At 65.3% G+C, this 15,208-nt stretch carries 14 protein-coding genes; 6 read left to right on the forward strand and 8 right to left on the reverse strand.

Annotated features, from left to right (window positions below; all coding sequences use genetic code 11):
* Nucleotides 1-11: 11 nt before the first annotated feature.
* The 3 genes from leuB to ACFQU1_RS15015 form a co-directional block, all read right to left on the reverse strand.
* Complete coding sequence (leuB, locus tag ACFQU1_RS15005) at nucleotides 12-1,076, reverse strand: 3-isopropylmalate dehydrogenase (RefSeq protein ID WP_378133877.1); 1,065 nt, start codon at nucleotides 1,074-1,076, stop codon at nucleotides 12-14.
* 242 nt (nucleotides 1,077-1,318) lie between these two features.
* Nucleotides 1,319-1,963 carry a DUF1109 domain-containing protein gene (locus ACFQU1_RS15010; protein WP_378133879.1) on the reverse strand — a complete coding sequence of 215 codons (645 nt, stop codon included), beginning with the start codon at nucleotides 1,961-1,963 and terminating at the stop codon, nucleotides 1,319-1,321.
* Nucleotides 1,963-2,547 carry a sigma-70 family RNA polymerase sigma factor gene (locus tag ACFQU1_RS15015; protein ID WP_378133881.1) on the reverse strand — a complete coding sequence of 195 codons (585 nt, stop codon included), beginning with the start codon at nucleotides 2,545-2,547 and terminating at the stop codon, nucleotides 1,963-1,965. Before ACFQU1_RS15015 ends, ACFQU1_RS15010 begins: the two co-directional genes overlap by 1 nt.
* A 162-nt stretch (nucleotides 2,548-2,709) precedes the next feature.
* Between ACFQU1_RS15015 and ACFQU1_RS15020 the strand changes: the two genes are divergently transcribed.
* Nucleotides 2,710-3,483 (forward strand): alpha/beta fold hydrolase, encoded by a 774-nt coding sequence (locus ACFQU1_RS15020; RefSeq protein ID WP_378133883.1) that lies wholly within the window; start codon nucleotides 2,710-2,712, stop codon nucleotides 3,481-3,483.
* Between the two features lie 319 nt (nucleotides 3,484-3,802).
* Here the strand turns inward: ACFQU1_RS15020 and ACFQU1_RS15025 are convergent, their stop codons facing one another.
* From ACFQU1_RS15025 to ACFQU1_RS15045, 5 genes are all read right to left on the reverse strand, one after another.
* Entirely contained in the window at nucleotides 3,803-4,030 is a 228-nt protein-coding gene (locus ACFQU1_RS15025; protein ID WP_378133885.1) for an ArsR/SmtB family transcription factor, read from the reverse strand.
* On the reverse strand, nucleotides 4,031-4,756 hold the full coding sequence (locus ACFQU1_RS15030) for an FCD domain-containing protein (RefSeq protein WP_378133887.1): 726 nt from the start codon (nucleotides 4,754-4,756) through the stop codon (nucleotides 4,031-4,033).
* A 122-nt stretch (nucleotides 4,757-4,878) separates the two neighbouring features.
* The gene (locus ACFQU1_RS15035) at nucleotides 4,879-5,904 is read right to left on the reverse strand and encodes an ABC transporter permease (RefSeq protein ID WP_378133889.1); all 1,026 of its coding nucleotides are present in this window, start codon (nucleotides 5,902-5,904) and stop codon (nucleotides 4,879-4,881) included.
* Nucleotides 5,901-7,433 (reverse strand): sugar ABC transporter ATP-binding protein, encoded by a 1,533-nt coding sequence (locus ACFQU1_RS15040; RefSeq protein WP_378133891.1) that lies wholly within the window; start codon nucleotides 7,431-7,433, stop codon nucleotides 5,901-5,903. The genes ACFQU1_RS15035 and ACFQU1_RS15040 overlap by 4 nt, the downstream gene beginning before the upstream one ends.
* 32 nt (nucleotides 7,434-7,465) lie before the next feature.
* On the reverse strand, nucleotides 7,466-8,677 hold the full coding sequence (locus tag ACFQU1_RS15045; protein WP_378133893.1) for a substrate-binding domain-containing protein: 1,212 nt from the start codon (nucleotides 8,675-8,677) through the stop codon (nucleotides 7,466-7,468).
* Nucleotides 8,678-8,901: 224 nt separating this feature from the next.
* On the opposite strand from ACFQU1_RS15045, the gene ACFQU1_RS15050 reads away from it, so the two are divergent.
* The 5 genes from ACFQU1_RS15050 to hisD all read left to right on the forward strand — a co-directional run bounded on the left by ACFQU1_RS15050 (nucleotide 8,902) and on the right by hisD (nucleotide 15,184).
* Entirely contained in the window at nucleotides 8,902-10,479 is a 1,578-nt protein-coding gene (locus tag ACFQU1_RS15050; protein WP_378133896.1) for a sugar ABC transporter ATP-binding protein, read from the forward strand.
* Entirely contained in the window at nucleotides 10,476-11,489 is a 1,014-nt protein-coding gene (locus ACFQU1_RS15055; protein WP_378133898.1) for an ABC transporter permease, read from the forward strand. The genes ACFQU1_RS15050 and ACFQU1_RS15055 overlap by 4 nt, the downstream gene beginning before the upstream one ends.
* Nucleotides 11,486-12,535: an ABC transporter permease gene (locus tag ACFQU1_RS15060; protein WP_378133900.1), complete on the forward strand. Its 1,050-nt coding sequence runs from the start codon at nucleotides 11,486-11,488 to the stop codon at nucleotides 12,533-12,535. Before ACFQU1_RS15055 ends, ACFQU1_RS15060 begins: the two co-directional genes overlap by 4 nt.
* Nucleotides 12,536-12,618: 83 nt before the next feature.
* The gene (locus tag ACFQU1_RS15065; protein WP_378133902.1) at nucleotides 12,619-13,842 is read left to right on the forward strand and encodes a sugar ABC transporter substrate-binding protein; all 1,224 of its coding nucleotides are present in this window, start codon (nucleotides 12,619-12,621) and stop codon (nucleotides 13,840-13,842) included.
* Between the two features lie 52 nt (nucleotides 13,843-13,894).
* On the forward strand, nucleotides 13,895-15,184 hold the full coding sequence (gene hisD / locus ACFQU1_RS15070) for a histidinol dehydrogenase (protein ID WP_378133904.1): 1,290 nt from the start codon (nucleotides 13,895-13,897) through the stop codon (nucleotides 15,182-15,184).
* Nucleotides 15,185-15,208: the final 24 nt, after the last annotated feature.

The following is a 15,208-nucleotide window of genomic DNA, read 5'->3' on the forward strand; positions in this document are numbered from 1 at the left end:
TATGGCTATGGCTAGAGCGCCGCGGCGACCGCATCGCCCATTTCGCGCGTTCCGACGACCGTCGTGCCGGGCTCGGCGATATCTGCCGTGCGCAGACCCGCGGCTAGCACGCGGCGCACCGCCTGCTCAATCTGGTCGGCTGCATCCGGCAAGTCGAAACTGTAACGGAGCATCATGGCCGCCGAGAGGATAGTCGCGAGCGGATTGGCGATATTGCGGCCGGCAATATCCGGCGCCGAGCCGTGGATCGGCTCGTATAAACCCTTTTTGCCTTCGCCGAGCGAAGCCGAGGGCAGCATGCCGATGGAACCTGTGAGCATCGCCGCCTCGTCGGACAAGATGTCGCCGAACATGTTTCCGGTCAGGATGACGTCGAAGTCTTTGGGCGCGCGCACCAGGGCCATGGCGGCCGCATCGACATACATATGTGTAAGCGCCACATCCGGATATTGCTTGCCGATTTCCGTCACCACCTGCCGCCACAGCACCATCGTCTCCAGCACATTGGCCTTGTCAACGGAGCAGAGCTTGCGACTGCGGCCCCGCGCCACCCGGAAGGCGACATGGGCGATGCGGGCGATCTCCGATTCCTTGTAGCGCATGGTGTTGATCGCTTCGCGCTCGGCCCCCTCCTGCTCGACGCGGCCGCGCGGCTCGCCGAAATAGATGTCGCCGTTCAATTCGCGCAGGATCAGCAGGTCGAGCCCGTCCACGACCTCCGGCTTCAGGGTAGTGGCATTGCGCAATTCCGGCAGAAGCTTGGCGGGGCGGTAATTGGCGAAGAGGGCGAGCTCCTTGCGCAGGCGCAGGAGCCCGAGCCCGGGACGTTTGGTGCGCGGCAACGCCTCATATTGCGGCGCGCCGGCTGCGCCGAACAGGATCGCATCAGATCGCCGGCAGAGCGCGAGCGTCTCGGGAGGCAGCGGATCGTCCGCCGCATCGACCCCCGCCCCGGCGATCGGCGCTTCCTCCATGTCGAAGGCAAGACCCGCCGATGAGAGCGCCTTGAGGATCTTTACGGCTTCGGGCACGATTTCCTTGCCGATGCCGTCGCCCGGGAGCAGTGCGATCTTCATCCGAGAATGCCCTCTGGAACATTTGAGGATCGGGCCGGCACCGACGACGCCCGCCCGGTTGATCAGCAGCGCTGAGTGGATACGGCTGCATACGCCAGAGTAGTATCGCTTTTCACGCGAAGTCCAGTCGCCGGGCAGCCGCGATCCGGCAGAACAAGGCTTCAGCCCCTCCGCGTGATCCTACCGGCGTCAGCCGGTCTGTCATTCGGTCGTGAAATTCGATTTCGGCAGTCTTGCCAAGTCTACCATCGCAGGTATCGCCGGCCAGCCGCCGCACCCAAGAGGCAGACCGTGCCGATGGCAAGGCCGTACCAGACAAGAACGAACAGCGCGCCGTCGTTTTTGCATGCCACGGCATAGGCGCAGGCGCCCAGCGCTCCCGCCAAAAGGCCCGACGAAACGCCCGCCAAAGTGGGCCTTGTGACGACGGCGCCTTTCAGCGTCCTTAACATGATCGCGAGAGCCGGGAGGGAGAGTGCCAAGATCGACAAAAAGCAGATGGGAACAGAAGCGGCGTCTCTTCCAAAGAGGGGAAATCCGCTCGTATCCACAATGGCGCCGACAAGCAGCGCGGCCATGCCTGGCAGCAGTGCTAGCGCAGCCCAGCGGCTCGATCCGGGCACGCCCTCATGCCGGACGACGACGAACGCGCCGCTCGCGAGCAGGATCATGACCCCTGCCTTGTAGTGGAACGGATCGGAACGGAGAACCGTGTCCCAATCCACATCTCGTCCGCCGACCAGGAGAACGAGGCCAAGGGCGAGCACAAAGGCGATGAGCGACGCTCCAAGAAGCGTTCTTCCAAATTCTGTGCCTGCGCACCTGGACTCAGACCTTGCTCCGGCTTCGCGTGCAAGACATCGGATCATGGCGTTCGTGTCAGTCATCAGCATTCTCCGGCCGATTGTGGGTCCGGTCCGGCAGCCAGTTTCGAGAGTTTTTTCAAAGCCCGGTGCATGGTCATGCGGATCGTGCCCTCGCTTGCATTCAGCCGGGCAGCGGTTTCCTTGATCGACGCACCGTCCACGGCGAGTGCCTCGACGACCCGACGCTGCCCCGCCGGCAAGGCCGCCAGAGCCCGGTCGATGTCGCGGTCGATGAGTCCGCTTTCGTCCGGCGCGTATTGGTCGATGACCTCGATCCAATCATCAAAGGCGAGATCGACTCTTGTGCGGCGCTCACGCAAGCGGCGCCTGACGGCGTCGGTCAGCTTGTAGCGGACGATGGCGTGAAGCCACGGCAGAAAAGGCCTCTGATCATTCCATCGCCGTCGCATCGTGTGAAGGCCGATGAGGATTTCCTGCACGACGTCTTCCGTCTCGGAAGGCGGCAGGCCCAGATGCGAGGCGCGGCCTCTTACCGTCGTGCGCAACACACGGGCGACATCTTGCAGGAGCCGCTCATAGGCCACCGTGTCACCCTTGCGCTCGGCCCGCATGGCCGCCGACCATCTGTCTTCCTTCGAATCCATAGACGTCTATTCGCTCACACGCGGGTTTCGTCACACCTCGACTAATTTTTTCTGCGGATTGGTCAAGGCATCACGATACAGTGATGGCGTTGCGATAGCAGGCGCCGCGACGAAAAAACTCCTGAATCCCGCAGCCGATTACAGCATTTCAGGAGCAGTTACATGATGAATAGGCGTGTTTTCTCTGCGGCCCTTGCGGGCGGCGTCGCCGCTTCGCTGGTGTCGACCCGCAGCATGGCTGCCGCCACACCGGCAAAGGTCCGCAATGTCGTTCTGGTACACGGCCTGTTTGCCGACGGCTCTTCCTGGAGTGCGGTCATCGCGCGATTGCAAACGGCGGGGCTCAACGTCACGTCAGTCCAGAATCCCTTGACCAGCCTGCCCGAGGCGGTCGCAGCCGCGCAGCGCGTGCTCGACCGGCAGGATGGCCCGACCGTCTTCGCCGGGCATTCCTTCTCGGGCATGATCGTCACCGAGGCCGGCGTGCATCCGAATGTATCGGCTTTGGTCTATGTCGCGGCGCGGGCGCCCGACGCCGGCGAGGATTACGGCGCCCTGGCCAAGACTTATCCGACGCCGCCGGCTAGTGCCGGTATCGTCTTCGACGGGGAGTGGGGGCGGCTCAGCGAGGCGGCGTTCCTGCGCGACTTCGCCGGCGATCTGCCGGCGGACGAGGCGAAGGTGCTTTACGCTGTTCAGCAGCCCTTCCGCAAGGAACTGCTCATGGGCAGGACCGCGCAGGCTGCCTGGCGTTCGAAGCCGAGCTTCTATGCCGTCTCGACCGAAGACCGGACGATCAACCCCGACCTCGAACGCTTCATGGCCAAGCGCATGGGTGCGAAGACCATCGAGGTCAAATCGAGCCACGTCTCGATGATCTCCCATCCAGACACGATCGCAAACCTCATCCTTGAGGCCGCGGGGCATCGGAAATGAAGCACTCCGATGTCACCCGATGCCAGCGATATCTGCCATCAGCGCGCCCCGGCCCTGGCCTGCCCCTATTGAGTGGTCCGGTTTGAGCCTAATGCATTGTTAGCCTTGCGGCCGCTTTTGATGCCGGCGGTGCCGGCGGCATAGGCGCGGCCGGCGCCGGGCGGCTTGTGTGTGAAGCGCTGCACAATCGCCGGCCAAAGCTTTGCCTACTGGGCCGCTTCGGAGGCGCACCTGAACACCCGGAACGCTGTTGCGGGCGTGCAGCGTACGGTCGCCGTCTTCACGATCGGCGGTATGGGAAACGCTCTAATCGTGGCGCTCATCGTTCCTCGCCGTGCTTGTCAGCGGCATCGGAAAAGGAACCGAGCGCCGACCGCCACATCTCGTCGACATACGCCCTGAGCTCACCCAGCGCCGCGCTCTCCGCATGATAGATCCGGCGGGTCCCCGCGCGCTCCTCGCGAACGAGTTCGGCTTCCTTCAGCACCTTCAGATGCTGCGAGACAGCGGGCCGACTAATCGGCAGGACACATGAGCGCCCAGCCATTCACGTCCCGGTGCGATCCTGCCGCACGGACCAGTAGAAGCGCTCGACATCGCTGAGATGGCGCCGCATCTCCCGCTCGGCCCCATCCGGATCCCGGGCAACGACCGCCTCGAAGATGCGCTCATGGCAGCCGATGGCGGCGGCGAGCGCCTCGGGATGGCGCAGCGACGTGTGGCGTTGGTCCTGGAGCACCTCGAGCACGCTGTTGTAAAGCGCGGTCACGAGCGGATTTCTGGAGAGGCTCGCGATCCCGAAATGGAACGCATCATCCGTACGGGCGAAAGCCTCCAGGTCGCGCGCGGTCGCCCGGTTCTCATCCAACAGCTGCTTCAGCATCGCGAGCGCGTCCGGGGTCGCGGCATTGGCGGCCTCCCGCGCGAGCGCCACCTCCGTAAAGAGGCGGGTCCGCTGGAAGAGCTGCATCCCCTCGGGCCGCCGCACCAGGAGCGTGGCGGCGGTTCGCAGATGCTCCAAAAGGTCGGTGGGATCGGGTTCCGTCACCCGCGCCCGTTCTCCGCTACTGACGGAGATCAAGCCCTTCTTGTTGAGCCAGAGCAGCGCTTCACGGACGGCCGGCCGGCCGACGGCGAAGCGTTCCATCAACTCACGTTCGGACGGTAAGGCCTCGCCGACCGCGAACTCGCCGGACAGGATCATCTGCTCGAGATGCTGTGCCACCTGATCGAAGAGTCTGTGCCTTTTGATCGCGAGCTTGGTCGGTGCCACCGGTCATTCCCATTGTTGAACCCGTATTCTACCGGCCGCATTCGTTGAATACACGTCCTTTTGGCCGCGACGGGGCTGTGGGGTGCCGATAGATCCTCGGCGTGCGTTGGATGGATGCTAGGTTAGCGCGAGGCCTCGACCGCGGCACGCCGCCGGCGGACGGCCGCATAGACCGACAGGGTGACGGCGATGATGAGGATCCCGCCGTTGAAGAAATACTCCACGTAGAAGGCGGCCCCGAGCTGCTGCACGCCGGAGAAGGAGAAGGCGAGGATGAGGACAGCGAACAGCGTTCCCCCCACATTGACGCGTCCGGGACGGATCGAGGTCGCACCGAGCAGCGCTCCGGCGAAGGCCGGCAGCAGATATTCCTGGCCGACCGAGGGCGTGCCCGAGCGCAGGATGCTGGCGAGCAGCACGCCGCTGAGCGCCGACAAGAGCCCCGAGGCCATGAAGGCGCCGGTGACGCAGCCCGCCACATTGATGCCGGACAATTCCGCCGCCTTGGCGTTGGAGCCGATGACATAGAGGCTGCGGCCGATCGGCATGCGTTCGAGCAGAAGCCACAGCGCCAGTGCGACAATGGCCACATAGATCGCCGGCAGCGGCACGCCGGCGACGATCGCCGACAGGTTGGCGAAGCCGTCCGGCAGGTCGAAGCCGGGGATCTGCTGGCCGTCCGTGTACCAGTTCGACACGCCGTAGAGCAGCGAGCCGACGCCCATGGTGGCGATGAAGGAATCGATCTTGAAGCGCGTCACCAGAATGCCGTTGACGAGCCCGACGATTAGCCCGATCGCGATCACGGCGAGCGCTGCGACCGGCCAGGGCAGATGGTTGTTCACCTGTAGCCCGACGATCAGCACCTGGGCCATGCCGACGTGGTAGCCGACCGACAGATCGAAGCGGCCGGTGGCAAGCGGCATCATGACGGCAAAGGCCAGCAGCGCCGTCACCGCCTGGCTCGTCAGGAGATTGCCGATATTGCCGCTCGACAGGAAGGTCGTCGGCCGCAGTGCCGAGAAGACGACGAGCACGAGCAGGAAAACCACCGCAAGGCCGTAACTCGCGACGAACTCGGACAGGCGCTTGGCGGCGTTGGACTTCACCGAGCCGCGATCTGCGGCGACGGGAGCGGGACTGGTCATGGGCGGCGCTCGGTCGAGGCGGTTGCGGTGGAACGGGAGGCGCCGAGCGAGGAGCGGGCGACAAGCTCGTCCATGGTGATCTCGGCGCCGCTGAGCTCGCTTGCCACGCGCCCACGATCGATGATCAGGGCCCGGGTGGCGAGAGCGGCGACCTCGTCGAGGTCGGAGGAGACGACGATGACGGCCGCGCCGTCGCTCGCGGCCCGGCGCAACATGGCGTGGATCGACAGCTTCGCGCCTATGTCGACGCCGGCCGTCGGCTCTTCGAGGATCACGACGCGCGCCTTGGCCTCGAGCCAGCGGGCCATGCAGATCTTCTGCTGGTTGCCGCCGCTGAGCCAGTCGATCAGCGAGGTCTCGTTGCGCGGCCGCACATCGAAGGTTTCCAGCAGTTGCCGGGCGCGGCGCCGTTCGGCCGCCGGCGAATAGAGGCGCCACGGCGTGCCATGGCCGAGGCGCGGATTCACGAAGAGATTTTCCGTGAGCGACATGCCGGAGAAGGCGCTCTCCTGCGTGCGGTCGCCGGCCAGCAGAACGATACCGGCCTCGATCCGTGCGGCGATGCCGCCATCCGGCGCAAGTTCACGCCCGTCGAGGTGGATGCGGCCCGCATCGGCGCGTTTGGCGCCGAAGATGCACCGCCCGATCGCCTCCTGGCCACCGCCCCGGAGCCCGACGAGCCCCAGGATCTCGCCGGCCGACGCCGAGAAGCTGATGGGCCCGCGTCGCTCGACCACCAGGTCTTCGACAGCGATCACCGGCTCGCGGCGCGCCACATTTGCCGGGCGCTGGCGCGCGAGTTCCACCGCCCGGCCGAGCATTTCGGCAACGAGCCGTTCTGGCGCGGTCTCGGCGATTGGCGCCGTATGGACATGCCGGCCGTCGCGAAACACGGTGACGCGGTCAGCAAGGCCGAAGAGCTCGTTGAGCCGGTGCGACACATAGATGATGCTGGTGCCCGCCGCTTTCAGGCGGCGCATGGCTTCGAACAGATTGACCGCATCATGTTCGGGAAGCGACGCCGTCGGCTCATCGAGAACGAGGACGCGCGGCGTGTGCGCGAGCGCTCGGACGATGCCGAGGATCGCCTTCTCCGGTGTGCTGAGCGTGACCACGAGGCGGTTGGGGTCGATGGGCTCGACCTGCATGATGCCGTAGATCCGCTTGGCCTGGGCCATCACGGCGGACCAGTCGATGAGGCCGCGGCGGCGGGGATAGCCGGCGACGAGGGCGATGTTCTCACCGACGCTGAGATCGTCCACGAGGGCGAGGTCCTGGTGGACGAAGGCGATGGGCAGCGCCTGCTGGCGCGGATCGACGGGCTCGCCGTCGAGCAGGATCTCGCCGCCGTCGAGGTCGTAGACGCCCGCGAGCACCTTGATGAAGGTCGACTTCCCGGCGCCGTTCTCGCCGATGAGGGCGTGGATCTCGCCCCCAGCGAGAGAGAAGGACGCGCCATCGAGCGCAAGCGCGCCGAAGAAGCGCTTGGTCAGGTCCTTCGCCTCGAGCACCGGCACGGTGGTCGTCATCCAGGAATACTCGCTCGCCGGGGTGCCTGGCCCTACTGGGCCGAGCAATCCTTGCTCGTGCCGCGCCAGATGTTCAGATAGTGGCAGGCAAAGCCGTTGCTCGGTATGAACTCGTTGTTCTTGCCGCCCTCGATATCGGCGTTCTCGCGGGTTACGAGATAGGTCGGCTGCACGAATTTGGACGGCTCCTCGCCGGCCATGGCGCGCACCACGGCGTCGACCGCCTGGTAGCCGAAAAGCGTGCTCGGCTCGGGCACGGTCGCCACTTCGTAGGTGCCCTTGCGGATCATGTCATAGGCCGAGGGCGGGCCATCCGAGCCGACGAGGTGCACATCCTCCGGCCCGACGCCGGAGGCCCTCAGAGCAGACGCCATATAGGGATAGAAGTTGTCGCAGCAGGTGGTGCCCCACCAGTCCTTGCCCTGATTGGCAATAATGCCCGAGATGATCGAGGGAATGCGTCTCGTCTGGTCGGCGAGCGGGATGTTCACCATCTCGACGAAGGTGCAGCCCGAGCAGTTCTTGATCGGGTCGGTGGCCGCTTTCGCCTTGAACCGAGCTATGGCGAAGCTCGAATCGAGGAAGTGGAAGACCTTCGCCTTGCCGTCGGACTGCGCGATGACATAGGCGGCCTGCGTCTCGCCGATCTCGGCGGGATTCGAGGTGATATTGTCGAAGAGGTTGGTCTGCGGATCCGGTCCTGGGAACGCGGTGGCATGGATGCCGATGACCGGGATGTTCTGCGCGACCGCTTGCTTGATCGGCTCCTGGAGCGCGCTCGCATCGGCGGAGGTGATGATCGCGGCGGGCTTCATCGAGACCGCCTGCTGCATGGCCGCCAGCGTGCCGGTGACCGTGCCCTTGCCGTTCAGGACCACCGACTTCCAGCCGAGGGCCTTGGCGGCCTCCTCGACGCCGCGGCCCCAGTTGACGAACGAGACATAGGACTGATCACCCGAGACATAGACGACCGTGACGGCTTCCGTCGTGGCCTTGGGGCCTGAGGTCGGCCCATTCCACGTGGTCTGCGGCTTGGTGCGTTCCGCGACGATCGCCTTGGCTTCGTCCACGCTGATCGTCTCGTGAATTTTTGGCTCCGGCCAGGCATCGAAAGGCTTCGCCCTGGTTTCGGCCAGCGCCGGTCCGGCCGCCGACAGCCCGGTTGCGAGGACGAGCGTTCCGAGCATCATCCTCGGCGCGACAGGCCAGGCGGATAACCGCAAGCAGATCGATGGCTGAGACATGCTTCTTCCTCCCCCAAGTGTTCATTAACGTGTTCTCTGTGACCTGTATGACAGGTCGACAGGTCGACGGTCAAGCTTGCCTGATCATAGGGATGGATGGCTGCTGTGGCTGTGCCCGGGAGACGGCCCACGGGGGGCGCGGCAGCCGTCCATGCCGCCAAACGCTGTCGCAAATTTTCGCCGCTTTTCCGCATTGACAACGTCCTCAATCGGTGAAATCTCTCGTGAGAACGTTCTCATTCGGGAAAGAACGTCTGGGGGAGATCGTGCTCAGGGCAGGACAAGCGCCGCAACTGGCCGTGACCGAGGTCGCCAAGAGCTATGGCGCCACAGTTGCGCTCGAGCGCGTCTCACTCGGTTTGCGGGCCGGCGAAGTCCATGCGCTGCTCGGCGAGAATGGTGCCGGCAAGTCGACGCTCGTGAAGATCCTGAGCGGCGTCGTCCGCCCGAACACCGGCGCCATGCAGCTCGAAGGTGCGTCCTATGCGCCCGGCTCTATCCGCGATGCCTGGCGCGCCGGCGTCGCAACCGCCTTCCAGGAACTAAGCCTCGCACCCAATCTCTCGGTCGCGAAAGCCCTGATGTTGCCGACCATGCAGCGCGACCGTCTCGGATTGGTCTCCCCGCGTCGCACCGCCGAGGCGGCCGCTGCCATCCTCGCGCGCTATCGTCTGACCGAGATTTCACCGATCGCCGACATCGCCAGCCTGTCGCTCGCCGAACGGCAGCGGCTCGAGATCGTGCGTGCGCTCGACCGGGCGGACAAGGTGCTGGTGCTCGACGAGCCGACGGCGGCGCTGCCCGACGTCGACTGGCTGTTCGAGCTGATCCATGAAGCGACTGCCGCCGGCACGGCGGTGCTCTACATTTCCCATCGGTTGGGCGAGGTGCGCTCCTTGTGCCAGCGCGCGACGGTGCTGAGGAACGGCCGCTCCGTTGCACAGGTCGATTTGGCGGACGCGAGCGATTCCGACATTTTCGAATTGATGGTCGGCCGCTCGGAGACCATTGCCGAACGCAGGCGAAGCGGACGCATCGAAGCCCGAACCGCGCTGGCGGTCCGCGGCCTATCCGGCAGCAAGGTCCGGGACGTTTCCTTCGAGGTGAAGCAGGGGGAAATCCTCGGCATCGCCGCCCTCGACGGACAGGGCCAGCGCGAGCTCTTCCGCACACTCGTGGGGCTGGAGCGCATGAAGGCGGGAGAAATCCGGGTCGACGGCCAGCCCGTCCATCCGAAAAGCCCGCGGGCCGCCATCGCGCAGGGGCTCGGCTTCCTCCCGGAGGAGCGCAAGACGGAGGGCATTTTCCCGACGCTAGCCACGGCCGCCAATATCGTCCTGCCCATCCTGCAGCGCATGAGCCGGGCGGGCTTCGTCTCGCCGGCCTCCGAAGGGGCTGCCGCAGCCCGCTCCGCTGATGCTGTCGAGCTCAGCACCCGTTATCTCGGCTTTCGCATCGCCGAGCTATCGGGCGGCAACCAGCAAAAGGCGCTTCTGGCGCGCGTGCTCGCGACGGGTGCCCGGATCCTCCTTCTCTACGACCCGACGCGCGGGGTCGACGTCGGCACCAAGCAAGCGATCTATACGGCGATCGAAGGCTTTGCGGCCGGCGGCGGCGCGGTCGTGCTCTATTCCTCGGAGTTGCCGGAGCTGACCCGGCTCGCCGATCGCTGCCTCGTGCTCTATGGCGCGCAGGTTTTCGCCGAGTTCGCGGGTGAGGACATCGAGGAACGCGCACTCGTGGCCGCCTTGACGGGTCACGCGAGCGCCGCGGATGCGGCACTTTCGGGGAGCCTCCAATGAGCACCGGGCTTGCCCTGGACGCGCCGCGCCAGCGGCTGACCCATCCGTTGGCCGAGCGGATCCGTCGCGGTCTGGCGAGCGGCACGGGGATCATAGCTGCGCTCTACGTCGTCCTCTATGCCGTCTATTCTTTCTGGGATTCGACGGCCCTGACAGTCGACACGGCGCTCAATCTGAGCAACAACGCAACACCGCTCGCCATCGCCGCAGCCGGCGAGACGCTGGTGGTTTTGGCCCGCGGCTTCGACCTCTCGATTGCCGGCGTCATTTCCCTGACCAATGTTGTGATGGCCGTCTATCCGCTCGACGGCCCCTGGGGGGCGTTCGCGAGCCTGCTGATCTGCCTGGCGATCGGCGGTCTCGTCGGCACCGTCAACGGCTATCTCGTGGGTGTTCTGCGCCTGCAGTCGATTGCCGCGACGCTCGCGACCATGATCATCTGCCAGGGGCTAGCGCTCGTCATTCTCGACGCGCCGGGCGGCACCGTCGCCGATTTCGTCAGCTACGAGCTGACGGACCTCGCCTTCGGCGTCGTGCCGATCTCAGGCTTGATCGTTCTCGCCGTCGTCCTGCTCTGGCTCGTCTTCACGCGGACCAATGTCGGCGTCGCACTTTATGCGGTCGGCGCCGACGAGACGGCTGCCGGGCTCTCCGGTGTATCGGTCGTGCGAACCCGCTTCGTCAGTTTCATTGGCGCCGGCATGTTGTTCGGTCTCGCCGGCTTCATGTTGAGCGCGCAGACGGCAACCGGCAATCCGAACGGCGGGACATCCTTCCTGCTGCTCACCTTCGCGGCTGTCGCTCTCGGCGGCACCTCCCTGTCGGGCGGGCGCGGCGGCCTCGTCGGCAGCATTATCGGCGCAGCGACCCTCATGCTTCTGCAGAAGGTGCTGTTCGCCGGCGGGGTCTCGTCCTTCTACACCGGGATCTTCCAGGGCGCCGTCCTCATCCTCGCCGTTATCTTCGGCGGGTTGGTGACGCGCCTCGTCAGCGGGGGGAGGGGGGCATGATCGAAACTCCCCTGCAGCAGGACCAGGCGATGCCCACCGCCGACGTGAACCGCCACCAGACAGCGGCCGCGGCGGACAATCGCGGTACGGCCAAATGGCGCCCGGAGACTATCACCACCCTGTCCGTCTTCGCGATCAGTCTCCTTCTTCTGCTCTGTTCGCGCTTCGTCAGTCCTGCCCTCGGCTCCTGGGACCATCTCAACACGATCATGATGCTGGCATCCTTCCTGATCGTGGTCGCCTTCGGCCAGGGCATCGTCATCCTGACCGGCGGACTCGACCTATCCGCTCCAGCGCTGATCACGCTCGGTGGCGTGTTGACGACCACATGGATCGGGGCCGCGGAGGGATCGAGCGAGCTCCTCATTCCGGCGGTCCTGCTGATTTGCGCCGCCATCGGCGGCATCAGCGGCCTCGGCGTGGTTCTGCTGCGCATTCCGCCCTTCATCATGACGATGGCGACCGGCATCATCACCGCGTCGGCGGCGCTCGGCTATACGAGCGGCACGCCGCGCGGCGCAGCGCCTCCGCTGCTGGTCGAACTCATGAAAGGTGAGCTCGTCGGCCTGCCCCTCATTCTCCTCTTCGTCCTCCTGTTCGCGATCGCAGGTTCTGCCGTTCAGAGCCGCACGTCCTTCGGCCGCCGGCTGACGGCGATCGGCGCCAATCCGGCGGCGGCCCGCGTCGCCGGCATTCCCGTCGGCCTGTCGACCGTCGCGGCCTATATGACGAGCGCCGGAGCGGCCGCCTTCGCCGGCATGATGCTGGTCGGCTATGCCAATGGCGCCACCTTGCGCATGGGCGACGACTATCTGCTGCCGTCGATCGCGGCGGTGGTTGTCGGCGGCTCGTCGATTCTCGGCGGCAGCGGCAGCTTCGTCGCGACGATAGGCGGCGCCATTCTGCTCACAACGCTCAGCACGGTCATTGCCGCGCTCGGCATTCCCCAAGGATGGCGGACGGTCATCGAGGGCTCGATCATCCTGATCGCGCTGCTGCTTCTGCGGGAAAACACCTTCGCCTGGTTGAAACGCAGGGCGCGCTGAGGACCGCGCGCGCCCGGCTCATTGGACGTCTGCATGAGAATGTTCTCACGAGGGAAACGGCGGTCGACGCTAGGGAGAGACGCATGATTAGCTGGAAGAAGACGATGAGGGTGGGCGCCGCGGCTCTATGCACGGCAGCGCTCGGCCTTTCGCTGCTTGCGCAGGACGCCGCAGCTCAGGAGAAGAAGTACAAGATCTATCTCAGCCTCAGCTACAGCGGTAATTCCTGGCAGTCGGAGGCTGCGAATATCGTCAAGGCGCTGGCCAAGACGCCGCCCTACGACAAGATGGTCGAGCTGACGGAGGTGATTTCCGGCACCGATCCACAGGCCCAGATCGCCGCCTACGAGAGCATGATCTCAGCGAAGGCGGACGGCATCATCGGCTTTCCCATCTCGTCGACCGCGCTTAACCGCGTCATCCATCGCGGCTGCGAAAAGGGCGTCAAATTCTTCATGTACGACGCCACGGTCACCGAGCCCTGCGCCTATAACGTCAGCTACATCACTGCGGGATTCGGCGAGAACACGGCGCAGGCGCTCGTCAATGCACTCGGCGGCAAGGGCAAGATCTTCTTGAGCCGCGGCGTGCCCGGCAATTCCGTCGACAAGCGCCATACCGACGGCGCCATGTCTGTCTTCAAGAAATATCCGGGCATTCAGGTGGTCGCCGAATACTATTCCTATTGGGACGACCGCACGACCCAGCAAGAAACCGCGAAAGCGCTCGCTGCCCATCCGGATGTCGACGGCATCTGGGCCCAAGCCGGCGAATACGGCGCGATCCAAGCGCTGCTCGACAAGGGCAACAAGCTCGTGCCGATGACCGGCGAGAACTCCAACGGCTTTCGCCTTGCGCTCGCCAATCCCGACTACCAGAAGCGCGGCCTCAAGGGCGTCTCCGCCGGTTCTCCGCCTGCGACCGCCGGCTATGCGTTCAAGCTGATGATGGAAATCCTCACCGGCCAACGCACGCTCGAGCCCGGAAACATCGAATTTCCGCTGCCCTGGGTTCCGGCCGATCAGGTCAAGCTCTGCAAGGGGCAGACCTTCGAAGACGGCTGCAACACCTTTCCCGACGGCGTCGTGCCGTCGTCCTTCGTGACGGAAGTTTTCAGCCCGACGCTGCTTCCGGAACTCTCGATCCAGTCGGCCCTCGAAGGCAAGCCCACCCCGGGCGCGACCATCAAGCCGCTGCCGAGCGATGTTCCGAAGGCCTCGAACGAGCCGGGCATCAACTGCCAGAAATGCGAACCGCCGGCTGATCTCTACAAGCTGACCAAGGTTCAGCCGACCGTCACCCCCTGATAGCCATCGGCGGGCGGCCGCTGGCCGCCCGCCTCTCAACTGAGGTTCCAGAATGCCGAGATATCTCAAGCGTGGTCAGGACGCGGGTGCAGTCGCCGCGGCGGACGCAAAGGTCCGCGCGACCGTCGAAGCCATCCTCGCGGATGTGGAAGCGCGGGGCGATGCCGCCGTCCGCGAACTGTCGGAAAAATTCGACAACTGGTCGCCGCAGAATTTCCGCCTGTCCCCGCAAGAGATCGAGTCGGCATTGTCGAAGCTCGATGCACGCGACCTCGACGACATCCGCTTTGCGCAGGCCCAGGTGCGCAATTTCGCGGAGAAGCAGCGGGCCACCATCACGGACCTCGAAGTGGAGACGCTGCCGGGCGTCGTGCTCGGTCACCGCAACATTCCAGTCAATGCGGTCGGCTGCTACGTGCCGGGTGGCAAATATCCGATGGTCGCATCGGCCCATATGAGCATCGTCACGGCGAAGGTCGCCGGCGTCTCGCGGGTGATCGCCTGCGCGCCGCCCTTCAAGGGCGGTCCGCATCCGGCGATCGTGGCGGCGATGCATTTCGCCGGGGCGGACGACATCTATGTGCTCGGCGGCGTGCAGGCGGTGGCGGCGATGGCGCTGGGCACCGAGACGATCGCGCCCGTCGACATGATCGTCGGCCCGGGCAATGCCTTCGTCGCCGAGGCCAAACGTCAGCTCTACGGCCGTGTCGGCATCGATCTCTTCGCGGGGCCCACCGAGACGCTGGTCATCGCCGACGACAGCGTCGATGCGGAGATCTGCGCGACCGATCTCCTCGGCCAGGCCGAGCACGGGCCGACCTCGCCGGCAGTTCTCCTCACCAATTCCGAGAAGCTTGCGCGCGAGACCGTGGCCGAAGTGGAGCGCCAGCTCCAGGTGCTGCCGACCGCCGAACTCGCCCGCAAGGCCTGGACCGATTTCGGCGAGGTCATCGTCTGCGACACCTACGAAGAGATGGTGCAGGAGGCCGATCGCATCGCCTCGGAACATGTCCAGGTCATGACGCGCGACCCGGACTATTTCCTCGAAAAAATGACGAATTACGGTGCCCTGTTCCTCGGCAGCCGCACGAATGTCGCCTTCGGCGACAAGGTGATCGGCACCAATCACACGCTGCCGACCAAGAAGGCGGCTCGCTACACCGGCGGCCTGTGGGTGGGGAAATTCCTCAAGACCTGCACCTATCAGCGGGTGCTGACGGACGAGGCGAGCGCGCTCGTCGGCGAATATTGCGCGCGGCTGTGCGAGCTCGAAGGGTTCTCCGGCCATGCCGAGCAAGCCAAGATTCGCGTTCGTCGATTCGGCGGCCGCAACGCCGCCTAGAACGGCGGTTGCGTCTGGCGGAGG

The sequence above is a fragment of the Chelatococcus sp. GCM10030263 genome (assembly GCF_042666455.1).
In the GTDB taxonomy this organism is placed as follows: domain Bacteria; phylum Pseudomonadota; class Alphaproteobacteria; order Rhizobiales; family Beijerinckiaceae; genus Chelatococcus.